Source organism: Bacteroidota bacterium, assembly GCA_026391695.1.
Classification (GTDB): Bacteria; Bacteroidota; Bacteroidia; order Bacteroidales; family JAGONC01; genus JAPLDP01.
The window spans coordinates 18,277-34,578 of sequence record JAPLDP010000032.1 but is presented as its reverse complement, the minus strand read 5'-3'; the positions used below and the strand labels follow the sequence as shown (position 1 = coordinate 34,578).

General features: G+C 43.4%; 16 protein-coding genes. 5 read left to right on the top strand and 11 right to left on the bottom strand.

Annotated elements, in window-relative coordinates:
* Positions 1–74: 74 nt before the first annotated feature.
* Positions 75–1,598, bottom strand: a complete 1,524-nt coding sequence (dnaB, locus tag NT175_03715) for a replicative DNA helicase (GenBank protein ID MCX6233816.1) — start codon at positions 1,596–1,598, stop codon at positions 75–77.
* Between the two features lie 210 nt (positions 1,599–1,808).
* Here dnaB and NT175_03710 point away from each other — a divergent pair, with 210 nt between their 5' ends.
* Complete coding sequence (locus NT175_03710; GenBank protein MCX6233815.1) at positions 1,809–2,936, top strand: TlpA disulfide reductase family protein; 1,128 nt, start codon at positions 1,809–1,811, stop codon at positions 2,934–2,936.
* A gap of 151 nt (positions 2,937–3,087) precedes the next feature.
* Positions 3,088–3,252, top strand: a complete 165-nt coding sequence (locus NT175_03705) for a hypothetical protein (protein ID MCX6233814.1) — start codon at positions 3,088–3,090, stop codon at positions 3,250–3,252.
* Between the two features lie 10 nt (positions 3,253–3,262).
* Here the strand turns inward: NT175_03705 and recR are convergent, their stop codons facing one another.
* Positions 3,263–3,880 (bottom strand): recombination mediator RecR, encoded by a 618-nt coding sequence (recR, locus tag NT175_03700; GenBank protein ID MCX6233813.1) that lies wholly within the window; start codon positions 3,878–3,880, stop codon positions 3,263–3,265.
* A 131-nt stretch (positions 3,881–4,011) separates the two neighbouring features.
* Here recR and NT175_03695 point away from each other — a divergent pair, with 131 nt between their 5' ends.
* Positions 4,012–4,728 (top strand): toxin-antitoxin system YwqK family antitoxin, encoded by a 717-nt coding sequence (locus NT175_03695; protein ID MCX6233812.1) that lies wholly within the window; start codon positions 4,012–4,014, stop codon positions 4,726–4,728.
* 52 nt (positions 4,729–4,780) lie between these two features.
* On the opposite strand, the gene NT175_03690 is transcribed toward NT175_03695, so the two are convergent.
* The 4 genes from NT175_03690 to clpB all read right to left on the bottom strand — a co-directional run bounded on the left by NT175_03690 (position 4,781) and on the right by clpB (position 9,174).
* Positions 4,781–5,425 (bottom strand): HAD hydrolase-like protein, encoded by a 645-nt coding sequence (locus NT175_03690; GenBank protein MCX6233811.1) that lies wholly within the window; start codon positions 5,423–5,425, stop codon positions 4,781–4,783.
* Between the two features lie 24 nt (positions 5,426–5,449).
* The gene (locus tag NT175_03685) at positions 5,450–5,911 is read right to left on the bottom strand and encodes a DUF4440 domain-containing protein (GenBank protein MCX6233810.1); all 462 of its coding nucleotides are present in this window, start codon (positions 5,909–5,911) and stop codon (positions 5,450–5,452) included.
* Between the two features lie 11 nt (positions 5,912–5,922).
* Positions 5,923–6,465: an outer membrane beta-barrel protein gene (locus NT175_03680; GenBank protein MCX6233809.1), complete on the bottom strand. Its 543-nt coding sequence runs from the start codon at positions 6,463–6,465 to the stop codon at positions 5,923–5,925.
* Between the two features lie 120 nt (positions 6,466–6,585).
* The gene (gene clpB, locus NT175_03675) at positions 6,586–9,174 is read right to left on the bottom strand and encodes an ATP-dependent chaperone ClpB (protein ID MCX6233808.1); all 2,589 of its coding nucleotides are present in this window, start codon (positions 9,172–9,174) and stop codon (positions 6,586–6,588) included.
* Positions 9,175–9,510: 336 nt separating this feature from the next.
* On the opposite strand from clpB, the gene NT175_03670 reads away from it, so the two are divergent.
* Complete coding sequence (locus NT175_03670; GenBank protein ID MCX6233807.1) at positions 9,511–11,433, top strand: gliding motility-associated C-terminal domain-containing protein; 1,923 nt, start codon at positions 9,511–9,513, stop codon at positions 11,431–11,433.
* Positions 11,434–11,560: 127 nt separating this feature from the next.
* Here NT175_03670 and NT175_03665 read toward each other — a convergent pair whose 3' ends face one another.
* The 3 genes from NT175_03665 to NT175_03655 form a co-directional block, all read right to left on the bottom strand.
* Positions 11,561–12,190, bottom strand: coding sequence for a redox-sensing transcriptional repressor Rex (locus tag NT175_03665; GenBank protein MCX6233806.1), 630 nt, complete (start codon positions 12,188–12,190; stop codon positions 11,561–11,563).
* A 166-nt stretch (positions 12,191–12,356) separates the two neighbouring features.
* Positions 12,357–13,193, bottom strand: a complete 837-nt coding sequence (gene hypB, locus NT175_03660; GenBank protein MCX6233805.1) for a hydrogenase nickel incorporation protein HypB — start codon at positions 13,191–13,193, stop codon at positions 12,357–12,359.
* Between the two features lie 52 nt (positions 13,194–13,245).
* A complete protein-coding gene (locus tag NT175_03655; protein MCX6233804.1) occupies positions 13,246–13,578 on the bottom strand; it encodes a hydrogenase maturation nickel metallochaperone HypA in 333 nt (110 codons plus the stop codon).
* 207 nt (positions 13,579–13,785) lie between these two features.
* Here NT175_03655 and NT175_03650 point away from each other — a divergent pair, with 207 nt between their 5' ends.
* Entirely contained in the window at positions 13,786–14,190 is a 405-nt protein-coding gene (locus NT175_03650) for a class I tRNA ligase family protein (GenBank protein ID MCX6233803.1), read from the top strand.
* Positions 14,191–14,203: 13 nt separating this feature from the next.
* Here NT175_03650 and hypE read toward each other — a convergent pair whose 3' ends face one another.
* Both hypE and hypD read right to left on the bottom strand, forming a co-directional pair.
* Complete coding sequence (hypE, locus tag NT175_03645) at positions 14,204–15,226, bottom strand: hydrogenase expression/formation protein HypE (protein ID MCX6233802.1); 1,023 nt, start codon at positions 15,224–15,226, stop codon at positions 14,204–14,206.
* Positions 15,210–16,295 (bottom strand): hydrogenase formation protein HypD, encoded by a 1,086-nt coding sequence (gene hypD / locus NT175_03640; GenBank protein ID MCX6233801.1) that lies wholly within the window; start codon positions 16,293–16,295, stop codon positions 15,210–15,212. The genes hypE and hypD overlap by 17 nt, the downstream gene beginning before the upstream one ends.
* Positions 16,296–16,302 lie beyond the last annotated feature (7 nt).

Genomic DNA, 16,302 nt, shown 5'->3' with positions numbered 1-16,302 from the left:
CAAAAGAATCCATAGAGACGGGCCAGGTACTCATTGCATGGATGGCTTTATAATCTTAAATAATGTTAAAGTAATCAGAAAGGCGACTCTTCGTCGGGCATGTCATTCATTTTGGAAGGCACTGTGTAAGTCATGGGTTGGCTTTCCTCATCCAGGTTTATTTTAGCCAGTTTCCACTGCCGTTCTTCAGGGCTCATGTCAACGAACCTGGCATACCTGGAGATAAACCGCAGGGCAATATCAGCAGTAGATCCATTACGGTGCTTGGCAATAATGATTTCTGCATATCCTGCAAGGGAATTACCTTCACTGTCTTCAGTGATCTTATAATACTCAGGTCTGTAAATAAAGATGACCAGGTCGGCGTCCTGCTCTATGGCACCTGATTCACGCAGGTCGGAGAGGATAGGTTTCTTTAATCCGGTTCTTGTTTCAACAGCCCTGCTGAGCTGCGAGAGGGCGATGATCGGAATGTTAAGCTCTTTGGAGAGAGCTTTTATGGAGCGGGATATATTGCTTATTTCCTGTTCTCTGTTGCCACGGCCTTCGGACGGCGACGACATGAGCTGAAGATAGTCGAGGACGACCAACTGTACGTCGTGTTGTGCTTTAAGACGGCGGCATTTGGCTCTAAGCTCAAACACTGACAGGGCTGGGGTGTCGTCAATAAAAAGAGGTGCATCGATCAGTTTCCCTATTTTAACATTTAACTGGTCCCATTCCGACTGATCAAGAGTGCCTTTTTTAATTTTATCTGCCGAGATGGATGTCTCACTCGATATCAACCTTGTCACCAGTTGCAGGGCTGACATTTCCAGGGAGAAGAAAGCCACAGGGCGTTTGAATTCAACGGCCACATTTCTGGCAATTGACATGGCCAAGGCGGTTTTACCCATACCGGGACGGGAGGCTATTATAATCAGGTCGGATTTCTGAAAACCGGATGTGACCCTGTCGAGTTCGGTGAATCCTGATGGCACACCACGCATTCCTTCTTCATGCTCCCTTGCCGCTTGCATCTCACGTATGGCTTCGGCAACAAGAGCCCTCATATCGATATAATTCCTCCGGAGGTTGCTTTCGCTCAGATCGAATAAGTTACCCTCTGCCTTATCCAGAAGATCAAACGGATCGGAGGTGTCTTCGTAAGCATCGCGGATAATGCCTGATGATATGGCGATCAGTTCACGCTGGATATACTTCTGTAAAATGATACGTGCATGGAATTCAATGTTGGCTGCTGATGCCACACGGTTAGTGAGCTGTGTTATAAAATAGGGACCGCCGACAACATCCAGCTCAGCCGATGATTTGAGTTCATTGATGACAGTCAGAATATCGATTGGCTCCGATTTGGAAAAAAGCCTTTGAATGGCAGAGTAAACCACCTGGTGCGACTCCTTATAAAACATCTCAGGCTTCAGGAAATCAATGACCATGGTCAGCGCATCCTTCTCGAGCATCAGCGCTCCGAGAACAGCTTCTTCCAGCTCAACAGCCTGCGGAGGTAGCTTGCCCTGATCCAGAATGTCCTGGGTAACAGCCGCTTTACTATATGCCCTGCGGCGTGTGCTGTTTTGATCTTTTTTGTCTGTCATGCCTCAAAAGTATGAAATTGTATACTCTGTCCATAAGAAGTGACGAGATTATTTTATCAACAAATCACTTCGTCGTCACCGATCCCGACTTGCTTCACAGTCGGGATCAATTCGACTTGCAAATTTTTCAGCACTGTGTTTGAAAAATTTGAGTCTCATTGATTAAATAAAATGGAGTATTTTTGCCGCAAATGTTCTCAAATAAGTATAATGAAACAACTCCAGATCATCTCCATACTTTTCATCACTATTCTGATGGGACAGGCATGCTCCCTGTCATCGCAAAACAAAACCGTGACGATTCAGGGTAGTATGCGGGCAGATACTTCTTTATCTGATATTGTCATTGAAGATTATAGTAAAAAACCGCAAATCATTGCTTCGTGCCCTTTGGGGGATGATGGTACATTTAAATTGACACTGAATGTGAAGGGTTTGGACTTTGTAAAGCTCAAGCTTAGCGAAAATAATTATATGGCTCTGATATTGCTGCCGGGGGAGCAGGTGACGATCACCTCCACGTCAGACCGTATCTATGAAAATCCTGTGATATCCGGTTCACAAAACACAAGTCTGCTCTTTTCCCTTAGCCAGGCAGTTAAAAAATATGACCTGGAGATCGACACTTTGTATAAATCATTTAAAGCCTTGCAGAAGAGTCAGGAAGGAAAGGATAGTGCAACGCTGATCATGATGGATAACGAGTTGAAGAAACTTGATGGGGAAAGAAAGACCTATATAAGGCAGTTTGCTGAAACAAATCCACAATCGCCTGCCAACCTGTATTATCTCAACAGACTTGATATAAAGGAGAACCTTTCTACCTTCATTAAAGTCAACGATGCCTTGTATGCTTTATATCCTGATAATCCTTTTGTTGTCGAGCTTAATTATTCGGTAACCGCTCAAAAGAATATACAGCCGGGGATGCTTGCACAGGACATCAATCTTCCGGATCCGGATGGAAAGATCATCAGCCTGTCGTCACTTCGCGGGCACATTGTGCTTATTGATTTCTGGGCCTCATGGTGTGGACCATGCCGCAGGGAAAATCCTAATGTCGTGAATATATATCGTAAATATCACGACGCAGGTTTTGAGGTATATGGTGTTTCGCTTGACAGCGAACGTAGTGGTTGGATAAAAGCCATTGAAAAAGACAGCCTGACATGGACCCAGGTCAGCGACCTGAAACGTTTTAACTCTGTGGCCGCCAAAGCATATGCCGTGAGAGCTATTCCATTTTCCGTATTGATCGACCGCGAAGGTAAAATCATTACGACTGCTTTGAGAGGATCGGACCTGGCAGCCAAGCTTCAGGAAATCTTTGGATATTGAAAAAGTCATTTGGAAAATATTCGCTAAGTTAGCCAATCATAAACAAAATAAATTCACAATTATACCTGTAATGCGAAAAAAGAAGAAAAGAAAGATTGTCCGGTTTAAGACGGTACAATTTAAAGTTTCTGCCAGGCAAAAGAGGTCGTTAATGAATTATTGTAAGGCACGTGGCACAACGCCAATAAAACTGATTAAGAAAAACATACAGAAATACCTCGATAACTTTGCACTGGAAGTTCCGGAGCACTATTTTGTGACGGAGAAACAGCTCGATTTATTCAGGGAAGCCGGGCCGGCCAAGGATCAAAAATAGCAATGGCAGGTCATTTCATCAATATATTTATATAAGGCGTGCGATTGAGGATTGAGCGTCCCAGTGTCACTTCATCAGCATATTCCAACTCATCGCCGACTGCAATACCACGTGCAATGGTCGAAATTTTTACGTCATGCTCTTTTAAGCGTTTATAAATGTAAAAGCAGGTGGTGTCGCCTTCAATGGTGGTCGGTAGCGCAAGGATGATCTCCTCAACAGGATCCGCGGTCACCTTCATCTCAAGGTCATCAATGGTCAGATCATGGGGACCTATCCCCTCAATAGGAGATATGATGCCTCCCAGAACATGGTAAACACCATTGTATTGTGAAGTATTCTCAATAGCCATTACATCCCGTGTGTCCATAACCACGCATAACTGGGTCTTATTGCGTTTGGGACTCGAACATATCTGGCAGATATCATTGTCGGAAATGTTATGACATATTTTGCAATGCAAGATTTCTTCCCGCATCTTAGAAATAGCCGTCGTAAAGGCTTCCACATCTTTTTTTTCTTCATTAAGAAGAAATAAAGCCAGCCGCAAAGCCGTTTTTCTTCCAATACCGGGCAGCTTTGCCAAAGCATTGACAGCCTCTTCCAGAAGTTTAGACGACAGGGTCATACAAAAACAAACTGTTTATATAACTTTATTTACCTTTGCCGTTGCAAATTTAGTCCAAAAATAATATTAGAATAATTAAAGCCCTTATCTTTTCGTTTAGTGATATTGTTAAATCGGCTAAAGAGAATACTATGATTAATAGGATGATTTTTCCGATCATTTTACTTATATCCGGGTTATGTGTCACCTTAAAAGCACAATCCGTCGATACATTAAACCGGACGGATCAGAATGGCAAAAAGCAGGGCTATTGGAGGAAGTATGAAAAGGATACCCTGAAGTATGAAGGTTTTTTCAAGGATGACAAGCCTGTCGGGGAATTCAAGTATTATTACGGCAATGGCCGGTTAAAAGCGCTGATGTACTACCTGGATAATGATTTCCGCCGGTCGGAGATGTATCATCCCAATGGTATAAAGATGGGCCAGGGTAATTACAGCGGAAATCATAAAGACAGCACTTGGCTCTATTACAATGAGGCTGGTACCCTGGTGTCGGAGGAATTTTACCGGAATGGCATGCGATCAGGTGTCTGGAAAACTTTTTACCCCAATGACACCGTTTCCGAAGAAATCTCCTATGACAATGACCTGAGGCAGGGTCCATGGCGACAATATTATCCTGAAGGTGAGAAGAAACTGGAAGGGAATTATGCCGCCGATAAAAAGGACGGACTTTTTATCATGTTCTATCCAAACAAACAGGTACTTCTTTCCGGCAAGTACCTGAATGATGACCGTGAGGGAGAATGGTCTTATTATATTGAAAACGGTTCCTTACAAAAGAAAAGAATATACAAGGGCGGATTTCTAACTAGTGAGGTGATCTACATCGAAACAGAGGAATGAATGGTTCATCACACTTCGGAATTTTTTTCATTCGTGAGGCGATAAGATCATCCTATCTGATAATATCTTTTATATCCATAAGTTCTTGTAATACCACTCTGCCGGTTTTTATCAGTCGTTCATACGTCTGGTGCCCGTTGGCGATCAGAATGCATCTGCAATTTAAGGCCAAAGCCACTTCGTGATCATGTATCGAATCTCCAATAAGACATATCTCCTGAGGCACTGTTTTTATTGTATTCATCAGATTTCTGGCTATATCGATCTTACCTGCTGCATAATGGTTGCTGATGCCTGCAACGATGTCGAAATAAGGTAACAGACCTCTTTTCGCAATGGAATCCCGGAGGGCATTTTGCTCCATCGCGGAAAGGACAACCTGCAAATAATTTTTTGTATGGAAGTGTCTGACGATATCCAAGGCATTGTGATGTAATGAGCAGGATACAAGTTTTTGAAGATATATATCGATGAACTCAATGGCCACTTTATCCCATGCATCTTTTTCAAAGTCAAAGCCAAGCATACGATAGTAATCCTGGACAGGAAATGTAAAAACCTCCCGGTAATATTGTCTTGTGATACTGCCCATATGACGTTCTGTGAGGATTTGATTCATGGCCTCCACACAAATGTCGGTGTCGTCGAGCAGGGTGCCATTCCAGTCCCATATCAGTGCCTTGGGTTTATCGGACATGCTAAAAAATTACCTTTCCGGTCATCATTTAATTCCAGGATTGCCTGTATCCAGGACGACTTTCCATTTTCCATCGGCATTTTTCTTCCAGATTGACAGATAGGTACCCTTGAAAACAAGACCTGTTGTATCTTTGAGTTTTGATTCCCAGATACCATAGGTGTAACCGAGATCTCCCGATTCTGAGACAACTGCTTTCAGCGGCTCCCATGTCAATATAGAATTTTCATCTGAAAACCTGGCGAAAGTGGCCTCAATGGCTGTTCGACCTTCAATGGGTTTTTGCTGTGCACGCAGCAGGACGCAGTCGTCCGAAATATGCTCAAGGAAAGATGCTTTCATCCCCTTCTCCCTTGAAACGTTGGAGAAGTCTCTGTCGGCCTGCAGCAGGGTTTCAGTCTCTTTCTGAATATCTGCACGGTTCGAGCAGGCTAAAAAAAAGGACAATGAAATGATGATAAAAAAAATCCGTGTTATTAATTTCATACTGTAAGTCATTATAAACGGTAAGCCACTCCGGTCTTTACGACAAATTGGTCAAAATCACTGATGGCATATCTCAGTTCAAGGAATACACCCAGCTGTTCAGATATCGGGTATTCTCCGCCAACACCGAGGTTAAGGCCGAATTTGACATCGGAAGTGGAAAATTCATACACTGGATTTCCCTGCAATGTAGGATCCGTAACCTCGCCTTTGGATGTCAGAAAAGCAATGTTGATACCAGCCAGCGGATATACGTCGAACATGTCGTTATTGACAGGAATAATATAATGAGCATCGAGGTTCAGCTCCCATAGACCGAGTTTATAGGTCCATCCGATGAATTCATCTTTGTGGGGCATAAAAATAGTCAGATTTGGAGCTACCCGGATGTTATCGGTTATATCGTATGTTCCAAGGATATTTAATCCCAGGTTTTTAATCTCACTACCATAGGCGAGGCCGCCTCCGATACGGATTTTCCCGGATGAAGGCCCTTGGGCGAAAGCCAAGCTCAGGATGATACATCCTGTAATGGTCAAAATGATTTGTTTCATAAGTAGAAGATTTATTGTTAAGACGTCCAAAATTATAGAAAATTGCAATAATCAAGGTTTGGATTGAAATTAAATCTTACCTCAAATCCTGCTCACTGACCGATAATGAATTGTTACTTATTAATTACTGAATATTAGCTTATTGTCCTTAATATCAACAACGATTTCCTTTTCTTTATTCACTTTTCCTGACAGTATCATCCTCGAAAGCTCATTAAGTATCTCGCGCTGGATCAGACGTTTCAGCGGTCTGGCGCCGTATTGCGGATCGTAACCATTTTCTGCTATGAGATCCACAGCTTTATTGGTGACCCTTAATCCGATATCATTTTTTGCAAGCATGTGAATCACAGCCTCCAGTTGCAGGACGACTATCTGTCGTATCTCATTTCGGTTCAAGGGATTGAACATGATTATTTCGTCGATTCTGTTCAGGAATTCAGGCCTTATCGAGCGTCTGAGGAGGTCAAATACATTTTGACGGATTTCTCTGATAAGGTCCTCCTTGTTTGTATCGTTCATTCTTTGGAGATTTTCCTGTATCAGTTGCGATCCGATATTCGACGTCATAATGATGACCGTATTCTTGAAATCCGCTGTCCGTCCTTTGTTATCGGTGAGTCGTCCTTCATCGAGAACCTGGAGAAGGATATTAAAGACATCGGGATGAGCCTTTTCAATTTCATCCAGCAGAACGACGGAATAGGGTTTCCGTCTGATCTTTTCGGTTAACTGACCACCTTCTTCATAGCCGATATAACCTGGCGGAGCGCCGATCAGACGTGACACGGTATGGCGTTCCTGATACTCCGACATATCCATGCGGACCATGGAGTTTTCATCATTAAATAGGAATTCTGCCAAAGCTTTAGCCAGTTCAGTTTTTCCGACACCCGTAGTGCCGAGGAAAATGAAGGAGCCTATGGGCCTTTTGGCATCCTGTAAGCCGGCACGGCTGCGGCGGATGGCATCGGAAATGGCACTTATAGCTTCATCCTGCCCGACAACGCGTTTGTGCAGCTCATTCTCAAGATTCAGCAATTTTTCTTTTTCACTTTGTAACATTCTGGTAACAGGTATTCCTGTCCATCGTGATACAATTTCGGCTATTTCCTCGGCGCCAACCTCTTCATTAATCAGTGCAGAATCGACCTGCATCTCATTGAGCGTTTTCTTGAAGTTTTCTAGCTCAAGTTCTGCCTGTTTTATCTTACCATACCTCAATTCGGCAACCTGGCCATAATCGCCATCGCGTTCAGCCCGCTCAGCTTCATATCTATAATTTTCAATCGCATTTTTACACTGCTGTATGTTTTCCACCACTTCTTTTTCCGATTGCCATTTGGCTCTCAGATGTTTGCGTTCATCGTTGAGATTGGCTATTTCGGCTGTGAGATCCTTAAGTTTAACCGGGTCATTTTCTCTTTTGATCGCTTCACGTTCGATTTCAAGCTGGGTGATCTTCCTCTCAATTTCATCTATGGATTCAGGAACTGAATTGATCTCAAGCCTTAATTTTGCCGCCGCTTCATCGATGAGGTCGATGGCTTTATCCGGTAGGAACCGGTCAGTTATATAGCGCTGCGACAATTCGACAGCAGCAATAATGGCTTCATCCTTGATACGGACATGGTGGTGCGTTTCATATCTCTCTTTCAATCCCCTGAGTATGGAGATCGAAGCCATGGTATCCGGTTCATTAACCATGACGATCTGGAATCGCCGTTCGAGAGCCTTATCTTTTTCAAAATACTTTTGATATTCCTTGAGAGTTGTGGCACCAATGGCCCTTAACTCACCTTTCGCCAGAGCAGGTTTAAGGATATTGGCAGCGTCCATGGCGCCTTCACCGGCACCGGCACCAACCAGTGTGTGTATTTCATCAATGAATAAAACAATATCGCCGTCGGATTGTATGATTTCATTTACGACGCTTTTCAACCGTTCCTCAAACTCACCTTTATATTTAGCACCGGCGATCAGTGCGGCCATATCGAGTGAATAGATCTGCTTGGATGTGAGGTTATCAGGTACATCGCCATTGATGATCCTGTGGGCAAGACCTTCAGCGATGGCAGTTTTACCAACTCCGGGCTCCCCGATGAGAATTGGATTGTTTTTTGTCCTTCGCGATAAGATCTGGAGTATCCGCCTAATCTCCTCATCTCTTCCAATAACTGGGTCAAGTTTACCGGAACGCGCCATTTCATTCAGATTACGTGCATATTTATTCAGCGCATTATAGGTCTCCTCCGCTGTCTGGCTTTTAACTGCCGACCCTTTTCGCAGTTCCCGGATAGCCTTTAACAGGTCTTTTTCATTCACACCGGAATCTTTAAGCAGGCGGGCTGCGGTGTCGTGACCTGCCAGTATCCCCAGTAATAAATGCTCGAGCGTTATGAATTCGTCACCGAATTCTTTAAGGTAGCTACCCGATTTCTGGAGTGCTTTGGAAGCATCACCTGATAGATATTGCTCGCCGCCGGCCACCTTCGGAAAAGTGGTAATGGTTTTTTCCAGAGACTGTGCCATCATGGGTAAGTCGACATCCATCTTCTTCAGCAGGAACGGCAGTACAGTGTCATCAACAGCCAGCATGGCCTTTAAAATATGTGCGGTTTCTATCGCCTGCTGCTGGTAGGCTTGGGCAATTTCCTGGGCTTTCTGAATGGCTTCCTGCGATTTTATCGTGAAATTATTGTAGTTCATATGAATTCTCCTTTGTCATTAATACCTTGACGGAGTTGGCAGACATCAAAACATTTGCCACAGGATTTTATCTTTGAGAAACGGAATTTTTGTCAGCATAATAATTGGATAATATGTCATAATGGCATGAATATGAGGCAAATATCTCTTGATACTAATCCTGCGGATGATTATCTGTATAAAATTTATTGAGATTCAGGCTCAGGAAGCAAACAGTTGTACTCACAGATGTATAACAAATTGCGGTTTTTGCCGTTATCTGTCTGTTGAATTTCTGTGGATTTCTGGTGAATTTCCAATTAATGACTATTTTTGCTTTTCAATGATGTCATTCCCATGAAGAAAGTATATCTACTGTTTATTTTGCTTACTGGTTATATATTAACGCAAGGTCAGACTCCCCTTATTGATACGGTTAATATTTACTCCGTCGATACGGCAATGTTCTGTACGACCGACAGTGTGTTTGTGTATGCAGACACCGGTTATGTCTCCTATTCCTGGAATACTGGTGATACTACAAGTGGAATTTGGGTGTTTGAAACAGACACATATAAGGTGACATTTGACAGTGCTGGGAGCGTCGTCAATGATTCCGTATATATCAATCTCATTAGCGGTAGGATCATCCAGAATGATACCCTGATCTGCTATGGTGATTCCATTACTCTTAATGTAAAGCAGAAATTGCCTGATTGCCTGATAGCCTATTATCCATTCAATGGAAACTCAAATGACGAGAGCGGGAATGGTTACCATTTATATCCTTTTGGTGCCGTGCTTGTCACCGACAGGTTCGGCCATCCCAACAGTGCTTTTAGCTTTAACGGGGTCGACAGCTATATGATAGGATCCATCGGTTTGCGCACCGGTAGCCTAGCTTTTGCACTCTGGTTCCGTGCACCTGACACAAGCAACTGGTACCCTGAGAACATGTTCCCTACAATTTTTGATTACAGCAATGGACAATTGCGCACTTCAATATTAGGTTTATATCCCGATTTCATTAATGGTGACAAGGTGGGACGGATAAGTGTGGACCATTATGAAGGCGATGGATCACCAAATAATTTTCAGTTTGAAACGGTTACCAAGCCTGAATTCGCTGAGTGGCATCATCTGTATGTGGTCTATGATACCAGTGCTGCACCCAATGAGATATGGATTGACGGTGTGAGGCAGGCCCAGTCGTGGGATAATCCGATTCTGAATCCGGTGAAGAACCTGATCTATTTTGGCCGCAGCGATAGCATCCAGAAAGAATTTTCCTATTTTGTCGGACGCCTGGATGATATCAGCATTTATACCTGCCCGTTGGATACCAGTGAGATACAGGCTTTGTACCGGACAGGATCTGTTTTTAATTATTATTATAGCTGGAGCACAGGTGATACCATGCCGGCCATAGCCGAGGCTCCCAAAACATCTACCACCTATTATGCTTATGTTACCGACAGTTTAAATTATTGCGTCGACAGCATCACTGTGACAGTTAATCCGGAGTTAAAACTTGATCTTGAACAGATTGACATGGGGTGTCCGGGTGAGAAAAAAGCCACCATGCTGGCTCACGTGAGTGGAGGTACAGCTCCCTATCTTATTGAGTGGGATAAGATGATCCTTTATCTTCAGGGCGACACGCTGGCACTGGGACTTACTGATAGTGTGGATTATTCAATTACGGTGACCGACACCGTACGATGTAAAATAGAAAAGGACTTTCAGGTGGATGCCAAACCGTTACCCCAGGTTGAATTTACCTATCTTCCCGAAGAGGTATATTTCCAGAATCCTGTTGTCACATTCACCAGTAAAACCACCGATGCCAGCACATGGTACTGGACTTTCGGTAAAGACTTGACATCCATCCTTGAGAACCCCGTTCAAACTTTTCCTGCTGTCGATAGCTATGATGTCACACTCAGGGTGACCGGCAATAACGGATGCATCGATTCCCTGACGCAGATCATTGAAGTTAAAGAAGTTCAGCTTGTGATTCCAAATATATTTACTCCCAATGGCGATGGAATAAATGATACATTCGTCATCACTGACCTGGATAAATACCTAGGCAATTCCATTGTCATCTATAACCGGTGGGGTAAGAAGGTCTATGAGAAAAATAATTATATCAGCGGGGAATGGGATGGTGGAAATCTTTCCGATGGCACCTACTACTTTGTGTTGAAATGTATTGGTTATTTCAGTAATGATGAATTTAAAGGCACAATAAATATTTTCAAGGCGCCACTCAGGTGAAATCAATGATCAATGATCAGATAAATGTAATTCTTTTGTGCCCCATTCCCTTATGACAATACATGACTATTCATGACAATACATGACAATTAATGAGGAATGAATATCCAATGAAATATTGGGATTGTCAGGGCAGGGAATTCATTTTAACGAAGTAGGCGGCTTTTTCCAGTGACGTAATCATGTCATATTCTCCAAGATAGATATCTTCATCAACATTAAGAGCAGTGGGAGTGTAATTGATAATACCTTTGATTCCGGCATTAACCATGGTATTGGCCACCGATGCAGCAACTTCGGCCGGTACAGTTAATATGGCAATGCGGATATTTTCTTTTTCAATGATCTCGGCCAGCCTGTCGGGATGATAACAGGGCACGCCGGTGAAGTTGCGGCCAACCTTGTCGGTATTGGTATCAAAGGCAGCAATGATGGATAATTTTGTTCGTTTTCCGCTGAAATAGCGTATAATAGCCCGACCGAGGTTACCGATGCCAACCACACAGGCGTTGATCCCTTCCTCCGTATCAATAATCCTACCGATAAGATCAATAAGTTCTTTTACATCATAGCCTTTCCGCAAAGTCCCTGTATATCCTATTAGCATTATGTCCCGTCTGACCTGTACAGGCGTGATATGCAACAAACCGGCCAGTTCATGCGAAAATATATGCTGCTTATGGCTGGCATTCCATATCAATAATGCACGCCTGTATTGACTAAGGCGTTCCACAGTCTTATCTGGTAATTTCTTCATTATTAAAATAATAGCGTTAAGTTACCGGAATAACATTGTTAACGGAATAACAAAGCAAAGGTATGCGGGCGGTTTGATAAATGCAAATAATTACTCAAAAAAAACAATTTTGTCACATTTAAAGATTAGAATCCCAATATAATATGATGAATATCAAAGCATTACATTACAATGTCATTTTCTTTTTCAGCCAAGCGTACCATTCTTTCATACCCTCACCGGTTCTGGTGGACACTTCGAAAAAGCTGAGGTGATGATTGACCTGCAAGGCATACGATTTTGCCTTTTCCATATCAAAATCAACATAAGGGAGGAGATCGGTTTTATTTATCATGCATATCTGCGATGAGCTGAACATGTTGGGGTACTTCAAAGGTTTATCATCACCTTCAGTGACACTCATGATGACCATGCGATTCGCTTCGCCAAGGTCGAACAGCGCAGGGCACACAAGGTTACCGACATTTTCAATAAACAAAAGGGAATGGCCGGAGGGCTGCAAAATTTTCACGGCATCGCTCACCATATGTGCATCAAGGTGGCAGCCTGTCCCGGTATTGATTTGCACTACCGGGGCTCCTGTAGCTTTTATCCGTAACGCATCATTCATCGTCTGCTGGTCACCCTCAATGATATAGTAGGAGATATCCGTCAATTCCCTGATAGTGCGTTCAAGCAGTGTTGTCTTTCCCGAACCGGGCGAGCTGACCAGGTTGATGGCAAATATGTTTTTTGCCTCAAAGAATCCGCGGTTTCTTTCCGCCAGCAGATTGTTCTTTTGCAATATGTCCTGTTCAACTTTGATTTCCCGGCTATGTGAATGACTGTGATCATCCGGATGATGATCATGGGTATCGTCATGGAGATGATCATGTGTATGGTCATGGGTATGAACGATGTCGCCATGAGAATGTATATGAGAATGTTGATGAACAGGTTCTTCTCCCGGAATATGAATGGTTATGCCGTTATCAGGCTGGCCGCAGCCACAAGTATCACACATTTAATTAGCAATTAAAATTTTTTTATAAGTCACCCATGACTTAAGTCATGGGCTATGGGACAATTAAAGATTTCACCCTCAGCTCCAGCCCCCTGATAATCCGCGTATTAAATCCACAACACAAGGGACAGGGGGTATAAAGATCACTGACAGAAAATACATTTTGGCAATCATTGCATCCAGCCTGGCCTGAAATTTTATGAATGATCCTCTTTGCGCCGTCTAAAACCGTTTCCTTCACTGCCACCTCCAAAGCAAATTCCAGAGCTTCAACTACAACGCCCGAAAGTTCACCTATCTCCAGTTCAATTTCTGCTACAGATACGGCCTCTGCCTTTTTTGTCTCCTCTTCCGCGAGGTCGATAATCCCTAATGCTAAGGACATCTCATGCATATTACCTTTATCTCTTTATAGCACCAACGATTAAGAAAGTACCAAAATTATATAAAATAAGGATGCCAGTTTCCTGGTGACAGAGTAATAATTAATCATCCTGAAACTAAATTTTTGTAGTTGATATTCGTAATTTTACATATCTTTAGCGTTGGAAAGAACCGACAATTAATAATCATATTTACAAGGAGATACAAAATGACCAAGATCATTTCCTTCAATGTTAAATGTCCCAATTGCCATAAATCCCTGATGGACTATAACTATGCGCTGAAAGAGCGACCTAGCATTAAATTGAATATTGAGATTGCCAATAACCGGGGCACCATTCATTTGTGTTCGATCTATGGTTGTTATGATCATGAAAGCGACATTGAGCTTCCAAAGGGTGAAATTGCCAGGATCTATTGTCCTAACTGCAATAAAGAAATGAAAAGTACTGAGCTGTGCAGAGTGTGTGATGCACCGATGGTTCCATTCATCCTTGAGATTGGAGGCCGCGTTAACATCTGCTCACGTAGCGGATGTACACAACACTATGTTGCTTTTGAGGATTTGTCCGATGCAATAAGGAAGTTCTATAAGGAATATGATATTTATTAAATCTTGGATCGCATCAGCAGATACGTGGTAATTGCTCACCTGCCAGCATGTCGAGTATCCTCTTACCGCCTATCACCGTATTGACCCATACAATCCCGTGATGGTTATCCACGACCTCACCAATGATTGAAGCTTCTTTCCCAAGCGGATCATTTTTTAATGTGTCAACAACTGCAGATGCATCATCTTCACTTACAACCATGACGGCCTTACCCTCATTGGCAACATATAACGGGTCATAACCCAGCAATTCGCACATGCCTCTGACATTTTCCCTGACAAGTATGGCAGATTCTTCAATGACAATGCCGAATTTTTTATCTTCGGCCAGTTCGGCGAGCACTGTTGACAGGCCTCCGCGTGTGGCGTCACGCATGAAATGGATCTGTGAAGAGCATTGCATGGCTTTTTTAATAAGATGATTCAGGCTGGCGCAGTCCGACAGGATATCGGTCCTGAAATTTAAAAACTCACGTGCTGCCATAACCGCCATGCCATGATCACCTACACTTCCATTAATAATGATCTTATCGCCTGGCCGAATAAGGTTTCCGGTGCTTATGTGCTTATGTCCCTTATCAATCAGTCCGATGCCGGATGTGGATATGAAAAGTTTATCACATTTTCCTTTGTTGACAACTTTAGTATCGCCTGCCACTATCTTAACTCCAGCCTGCCCGGCTTCCATGGCCATGGATTTGACTATTTTCTCCAGATCATCCAGCGAAAAACCCTCTTCAATGATAAATGATGAGCTAATAAAAAGAGGTGTAGCGCCTGAAACTGCAAGGTCATTGACAGTTCCTGCAACTGCCAGTTTACCGATATCTCCGCCCGGGAAAAAAAGAGGTTCCACCACAAATGCATCAGTGGTGAAAGCCAGGTCAGTTTCACCGGCCTCGATGAGAGCCGAGTCAGTCAGTCTGTTGAGCTCAGGATTGCTGAAATGCCGGAGAAACACCTCCCTGAGCAGCTCATGCGACAGCTTACCTCCACTGCCATGACCCAGTAAAATATATTTATCCTTTGCGGCCATATTTATAAAATGCATGACATGAACCTTCATTTGAGACCATGCAGGTGCCAACAGGATCGGATGGTGTGCAGTCCCTGCCAAATAATTTGCAGTCACCAGGCGATTTCAGACCTTTTAATATCTCACCGCAAATGCATCCCTTTTCTTCCCTGGTTTCTTCAACATCGACAGGAATCATTTGTTCTGCATCCCATTCGCGGTACCTGGGTTTTGGCGCCAGACCGCTATCTTTCAGGATGCCAAGTCCCCGCCACCAGTCATCCCTGTATGTAAAAACCTCATTAAGTATCTCTTTTGCCTTGAGGTTTCCTTCAGGTCTGACAGCCCGGCGGTATTGTATCTCCACTGCAGGTCGTCCTGTTTCTGCCTGTTTCACCAGCATGTATATCGACTGTAGCAGGTCGACAGGTTCAAATCCCGATATGACACATCCCAAACCATACTTGTCTGTGATTTCTTTATACATGTCAGTTCCTGTAATGGTGCTCACATGGCCGGGTGCGATGTATCCATCGATTTTTACACCTTCATGGATAAGGGCTTTCATTGCCGGAGGCATGACTTTGTGTGAACTGAAAAGCAAAAAGTTTTTCACACCCCTATTTGCTGCATTCAGAACGCCGGCAGCACTGCCCGGTGCAGTCGTTTCAAAGCCGATAGCCAGAAAGATGACTTTTTTTGAGGAATTTCTTTCAGCAATCTGAAGCGCATCCAGAATAGAATAAACGATAATTATCTCAGCACCGGCAGCTTTTTCCTTTTCAAGTGAGGACGTCGATCCGGGAACACGCATCAGATCGCCAAAGGTGGTTATGATGGTATTATTGAGACGGCTGTATGCGATAGCTTGATCAATATAGTGCCGTGATGACACGCATACAGGACAACCCGGACCGGATAGAAGTTTGATGTTTTCAGGAAGAAGATAGGGAATGCCGAATTTGTGAATGGCCATGGTATGGCCTCCGCATACCTCCATCAGGGCTATCTCTTTCCGGGATATGCGCCGGATACCAGCAACGATCGTTGCTACAATTTCTTTATCCCGGTATTCATCAATATATTTCATCCTGCCT